This is a genomic window from Cellulomonas bogoriensis 69B4 = DSM 16987 (genome assembly GCF_000767165.1).
Classification (GTDB): domain Bacteria; phylum Actinomycetota; class Actinomycetes; order Actinomycetales; family Cellulomonadaceae; genus Actinotalea; species Actinotalea bogoriensis.
The window spans coordinates 1-6,050 of record NZ_AXCZ01000164.1 but is presented as its reverse complement, the minus strand read 5'-3'; the positions used below and the strand labels follow the sequence as shown (position 1 = coordinate 6,050).

The window sequence follows — 6,050 nt, the reverse complement described above, 5'->3', positions numbered from 1 at the left end:
GCGAAGAGCTCGAACCCGTCCTCCCCGGTGTACCCGGTGCGCGCGGCCAGCACCTGGACGTCACCGTCCGCGGTGCGCACCGTCGCCCCGGCCGCGGCGTAGTAGCGCATGCCGCTGAGGGTCTCCCGGTCGCCGGCCCCGGGGACCAGGGCGGTGAGGACGTCCAGTGCGCGGGGCCCCTGCACGGCGATCAGGGCGGTGGTGCCGGTGCGGTCCTCGACCCGGGCGCCGGGCCCCGCGCACCGCTCGTGCAGCTCGCCCACGACCGTGTCCGTGTTCGCGGCGTTCGCCACGACGAGGAGCTCCTCGGGGGCGGTGCGGTAGACGATCACGTCGTCCAGGACGCCGCCGTCGGCGTCGCACAGCATCGTGTACCGGGCGCGGCCCACCTCGAGGGTCGAGACCCACCCGACCAGTGCACCGTCCAGGGCGCGGCCCGCGTCCGGGCCGGTGACGGTGACCTGGCCCATGTGGGACAGGTCGAACAGCCCTGCGGCCCGGCGGACGGCGTGGTGCTCGGCGACGTCCGAGGCGTACCGCAACGGCATGTCCCACCCGGCGAAACCGGTCATGGTGGCACCGAGCGCCCGGTGCTCGTCGGCCAGGGGCGTGGGGCGGGGGCTCATGCGTACTCCTCGATCGGGGGGCAGGCGCACACCAGGTTGCGGTCACCGGCAGCCTGGTCGATGCGGCGCACCGGGGGCCAGTACTTGTCGTGCCGCAGGCCCGGGACGGGGAACACGGCCGTCTGCCGGGAGTACGGGGCGGTCCACTCCTCGTCGGTCACCGCCGCGGCCGTGTGGGGTGCACCCCGCAGCGGGGACGCGGCCAGGGGCCAGGTGCCGTCCTGGACCTGGGCGATCTCGTGGCGGATCGCGACCATCGCCTCGCAGAACCTGTCGAGCTCGGCGAGGTCCTCGCTCTCGGTGGGCTCGACCATGAGGGTCCCGGCGACGGGGAACGACAACGTCGGTGCGTGGAACCCGTAGTCGATGAGGCGCTTGGCGACGTCCTCGGCGGTCACGCCCGTGGCCTTGGTGAGGGGGCGCAGGTCCAGGATGCACTCGTGCGCCACCCGCCCCCCGGGGCCGGTGAACAGCACGGGGTAGTGGCCTGCCAGGCGCGTGGCCACGTAGTTCGCGGCGAGCACCGCCGTGGCCGTCGCCCGTCGCAGCCCGTCCGCGCCCATGAGGGCCACGTACGCCCACGAGATCGGCAGGATGCCAGCCGACCCGTACGGGGCGGCCGACACCTGCGGGGCACCGCGGCCCGGCAGGTAGGGCGCCAGGTGCTCGGCCACCGCCACCGGGCCCACACCGGGCCCGCCACCACCGTGGGGGATGCAGAACGTCTTGTGCAGGTTCAGGTGCGACACGTCCCCGCCGAGCTCGCCCGGCTGGGCGTACCCGACCAGGGCGTTGAGGTTCGCCCCGTCGATGTACACCTGGCCCCCGGCACCGTGCACCAGGTCGCACACCTCACGCACGTGCTCCTCGTACACCCCGTGCGTCGACGGGTAGGTGATCATGATGGCGGCCACGTCGTCGGCGTGGACGTCGAGCTCGGTACGCAGGTGGTCCAGGTCGACCTCCCCGTCGGGTGCCGTGCGCACCACCACCACCCGCATGCCCGCCAGCACCGCGGACGCGGCGTTCGTGCCGTGCGCGGACGCGGGGATCAGGCACACGTCCCGCTGCCCCTGCCCGCGGTCGCGGTGGTACTCGCGGATCGCCAGCAGGCCCGCGAGCTCACCCTGGGACCCGGCGTTGGGCTGGACGCTGACCTCCGCGTACCCGGTGACGTCCGCCAACCAGCCCTCGAGCTCACCCACCAGCTCGGCGTACCCGCGGGCCTGGTCGGCCGGCACGAACGGGTGCAGGTCGGCGAACCCGGGCCACGAGATCGGCTCCATCTCGACCGCCGCGTTGAGCTTCATGGTGCACGAGCCCAACGGGATCATGGTGCGGTCCAAGGCGAGGTCCTTGTCGGCGAGCCGCCGCATGTACCGCACGAGCGCGGTCTCGGACCGGTACCGGTGGAACGTGGGGTGCTCCAGGTAGGTGCTGGTGCGTGCCAGGGCCCCGTCCGGCACCAGGGACACCGGGGCACCGGACCCCGGCACCCCGCCCGCCTCAGCCGGGTGGGTGGCGCGCAGCAGCTCGCGGACGGTGGCGACGTGGGCGGCGGTGGTGACCTCGTCCAGGGTCGCGGCGACGTGGTCGTCGTCGACGCGCCGCAGGTTGATGCCGGCCTCGCGGGCCCGCGCCACGACCTGCTCGGCAGCGCCCGGCACACGCACCAGCACGGTGTCGAACAGGTGGTCGTGGACCACGTGCCCGCCGTCGGCGCGGACCCCGTCGGCCAGCGTGCGGGCGTGGTCGTGGACCTGCTGGGCGATGCGCCGCAACCCGTCCGGCCCGTGGTGCACGGCGTAGAACGAGGCAGCCACCGCCAGGAGCGCCTGGGCGGTGCAGATGTTGCTGGTGGCCTTCTCACGGCGGATGTGCTGCTCACGGGTCTGCAGCGCGAGCCGGTACGCGGGGGCCCCGTCCAGGTCGCGGCTCACCCCCACCAGCCGTCCGGGGAGCATCCGCTCCAGGCCCTGGCGCACCGACATGAACGCCGCGTGCGGGCCCCCGTAGAACAGGGGCACCCCGAACCTCTGGGCCGAGCCCACCGCGACGTCGGCCCCCAGCTCACCAGGGGGCGTCAGGAGCGTCAGGGACAGCAGGTCGGCGGCGACGGTGACCATCGCGTCCCGGGCGTGGGCGGCAGCGATCACCGGCCGCAGGTCACGGACCTGACCGCTGGTGGCGAGCTGCTGCAGCACCACCCCGATGACGTCCCGGCCGTCGTCGGGCAGGCCGTCGGTGAGGTCGACCACGTCCAGGGGCAGCCCGATCGCCTCGGCCCGGCCCCGCAGCACCGTGAGGGTCTGGGGCAGGCACTGGGAGTCCACGACCACCACCCCGTCGGGCCGGCCCTTGACCGCCCGCCGCATGAGGAGCACCGCCTCGGTCACGGCGGTCGCCTCGTCCAGCAGGGACGCGCCCGCCACCGGCAGACCGGTGAGGTCGGCGACGACCGTCTGGAAGTTCAGCAACGCCTCCAGGCGGCCCTGGCTGATCTCCGGCTGGTAGGGGGTGTACGCGGTGTACCAGGCCGGGTTCTCCAGCACGTTGCGGCGGACCACCGGCGGGGTGACGGTCCCGTGGTACCCCAGGCCGATCATGGTGGTGAGGACCTCGTTGCGGCCCGCGAGCCCCCGCAGGTGCGCCTGGACCTCGGCCTCGCTGCGCGCCGCCGGCAGGGCCAGGGCGCGGGGGGTGCGGATCCCGGCGGGCACCGCCTGGTCCATGAGGGCCTCGAGGGTGGGGGCGCCGACGGTGGCGAGCATGTGGTCGAGCTCGAGGCCGCGCGGGCCCACGTGACGGTCGACGAAGCCGTCGGCGGCAGGGGCAGGAACGGGTGCTGGCTGGGTCACGGGTCTCCCGGTGGACGTGCCGGCGGGGCCGGACGGTGGGTTCTCCCCGCTCTGTCATCCGCGGACGGGCCGCGACCTGAGAGTTTGGCCGGCCCCACGTGACCGACGGGACGTCGTCACACGGGTGGGGCGGCTTGCACCGTCGGTGGGTCGCTCACGCGACCGCTTTCCAGAGTTGCCTCACCACGGCGGTACAGGGGCCTGAGAGTTTCCCGGGGAGGGTTGCTCCTTCGGCGCCTCCGGCAGGAGGGCTCTCCCGTCGCGGTTCGAGCAGCACGTTCAGTTGTCGTGGCGATCATAGGCGCTCAACGCCGCACCCGACCCACCACGCCCATCACCCGGCGTGCGGTCCGTCCGCGGGCCGCGAGGGCCTCGGGGGCGCCCGGTTCGGTGCGCGCGAACGCGAGCACCACCCCCAGGGCGGCGAGGCTGCCCACCAGGGCCGAACCACCGACCGACACCAGCGGCAGCGGCACCCCGAGCACCGGCAGCAGGCCGGTGACGACAGCGATGTTCGTCACCGACTGCCCGATGATCCAGGTCGCGACCGCCGCCGTGGTGATCTTCGCGAACGGGCTGGTGTGTCGCACGATGATGCGGCTCATGCCGACGGCGAGCGCCGCGTACAGGCCCAGGACCACCAGGGTGCCCAGCAGGCCCAGCTCCTCACCGATCACGGCGAAGATGAAGTCGGTCTCGACCTCGGGCAGGTAGTTCCACTTGGAGCGGCTCTCGCCCAGCCCGATGCCCCACAGGCCTCCGGTCGCCAGGGCCCGCACCCCTTGGATGGACTGGTAGCACCCGTCTTGGGGGTCGCAGTCTGCGCTCAGCCACGACGTGATCCGACGCATGCGGTTGCCGCTGGTGAGTGCCAGGGCCACCGCCCCTGCGGCGGCGGCGACACCTGCGAATCCGAAGATGCGCATCGGCACCCCGGCCACGAACATCGCACCGCCGACCAGCCCCATCATGACGACGGAGGTGCCGAGGTCACCGCCCCCCAGCACCGTCCCCACGACCACGAGGGTGCCCGGCACGACGGGGATCAGGGCGTGCTTCCAGTCCCCCAGCAGGGGGCGTTTACGGGCCAGGACGGCACCGACCCACAGGGCCAGGGCGACCTTGACGCCCTCGGACGGTTGGACGATCTGGCCTCCGATGCGGATCCAGTTCAGGGACCCCCCGCCCGCGACGCCCAACGGCGTGTAGACGAGCAGCTGGCCGACGATCCCGACGCCGAGCAGTGGCCAGGCGATCCGTTGGAAGAACGCCGGCGGCACCCGGCTCGCGATCCACATGAGCACCAGGGCGGCGGCACCGATGCGCGCCTGGGCCGCGAACACCGAGTACGCCGACCCGCCCGCGGACAACGACACGACCGACGAGCTCGCCAACACCATGATCAGCCCGATCATGGTGAGCAGCAGGGTCGAGCCGAGCACCAGGTAGTAGCTGGTCAGGGGTGAGTCCCATGCACCGAGGACGCCGCGGCGCGTGGGCTGCGGCGTCTCCTTGTCGGTGACCTGGGTGACCATCGCCTCAGTGTCCGACGTCCGGGGCGGTGCCGGGGCGGTTTGCGACGGTGTGTCGGACGGGGGCGGCGTGCGCGCCGGTCACAGGGTGCGCTGCCAGGCGACGATCCGGTCTGTGGCCTCGGCCACGACCGGGGTGGGGGCGGCGAACGACAACCGCACCCACGAGTGCCCGTCGACGGCGTCGAAGTCCGTGCCGGGAGTGAGGGCCACGTCCGCCTCGGCGAGGAGACGCGCGCACCACGTCACCGAGTCCAGGCCCGTGGCGGACACGTCGCCGTACAGGTAGAACGCCCCGTCCGGGGGTGCGGTGCGCCGCCACCCCAGGTCGTCGAGGCGGTCCAGGACCAGCCGTCGGGACTCCGCGTACCGGGCGACCTCGGCCTCGGCCGCCGCGTACCCGGCAGGGGTGAAGGCCGCGACGGCGGCGTGCTGGCCCAGGGCCGGCGGGCACAGCGCCACGTTCCCGGCCAGGGCGTCCACGGGGGCGACGAGCTCGTCGGGGAGCACCAACCAGCCCAGCCGCCACCCCGTCATCCCCCAGTACTTGGAGAACGACGACACGACCACCGCCCCGTCCGGCAGGTGCGTGGCCGCGGTGGCCTGGGTGCTGCGGGCATCGGTGTACGTGATGCCGTGGTAGATCTCGTCGCTGATGAGCCGCACGTCGTGCTCGGCGCACCAGCGGGAGAGGTCCCGCAGCCCGTCGGCGCCGATCATCGTGCCGGTGGGGTTCGCCGGGGAGGCGAGCACCAACCCGCTGAGCGGCCCCGCGGCGTGCGCCGCGTCCAGCAGCTCGACGGTGGGCTGGTGGCCGGTCGCCGGCCCGCAGTCGACCTCGACCACCTCGCACCCCAGGGCGGTGAGGATGTTCTTGTACGCCGGGTAGCCGGGGCGGGCCAACGCCACCCGGTCACCGACGTCGAACGCCGCGAGGAAAGCCAGCATGAACCCACCGGAGGAGCCCGTGGTGACCGCCACCTGACGAGGATCGACCTCCACCCCGTACCAGCGCCGGTAGTGCCCGGCGATCT

General features: G+C 73.4%; 3 protein-coding genes, 1 pseudogene and 1 riboswitch. All 4 genes and pseudogenes read right to left on the bottom strand.

Annotation, left to right across the window (positions count from 1 at the left end; translation table 11 throughout):
• Positions 1 to 626: pseudogene (locus N869_RS12180) on the bottom strand (glycine cleavage system protein T); the annotation flags it as partial.
• On the bottom strand, positions 623 to 3,484 hold the full coding sequence (gcvP, locus tag N869_RS12175) for an aminomethyl-transferring glycine dehydrogenase (protein WP_035062097.1): 2,862 nt from the start codon (positions 3,482 to 3,484) through the stop codon (positions 623 to 625). The gene gcvP and the pseudogene N869_RS12180, both read right to left, overlap by 4 nt.
• A 179-nt stretch (positions 3,485 to 3,663) precedes the next feature.
• Positions 3,664 to 3,753: riboswitch (glycine riboswitch) on the bottom strand.
• Positions 3,754 to 3,789: 36 nt separating this feature from the next.
• Positions 3,790 to 5,019: a peptidoglycan glycosyltransferase FtsW gene (locus N869_RS12170; protein ID WP_035062095.1), complete on the bottom strand. Its 1,230-nt coding sequence runs from the start codon at positions 5,017 to 5,019 to the stop codon at positions 3,790 to 3,792.
• A 78-nt stretch (positions 5,020 to 5,097) separates the two neighbouring features.
• The coding region (locus N869_RS12165; RefSeq protein ID WP_035062093.1) for a pyridoxal phosphate-dependent aminotransferase at positions 5,098 to 6,050 on the bottom strand (953 nt) is incomplete at its 5' end.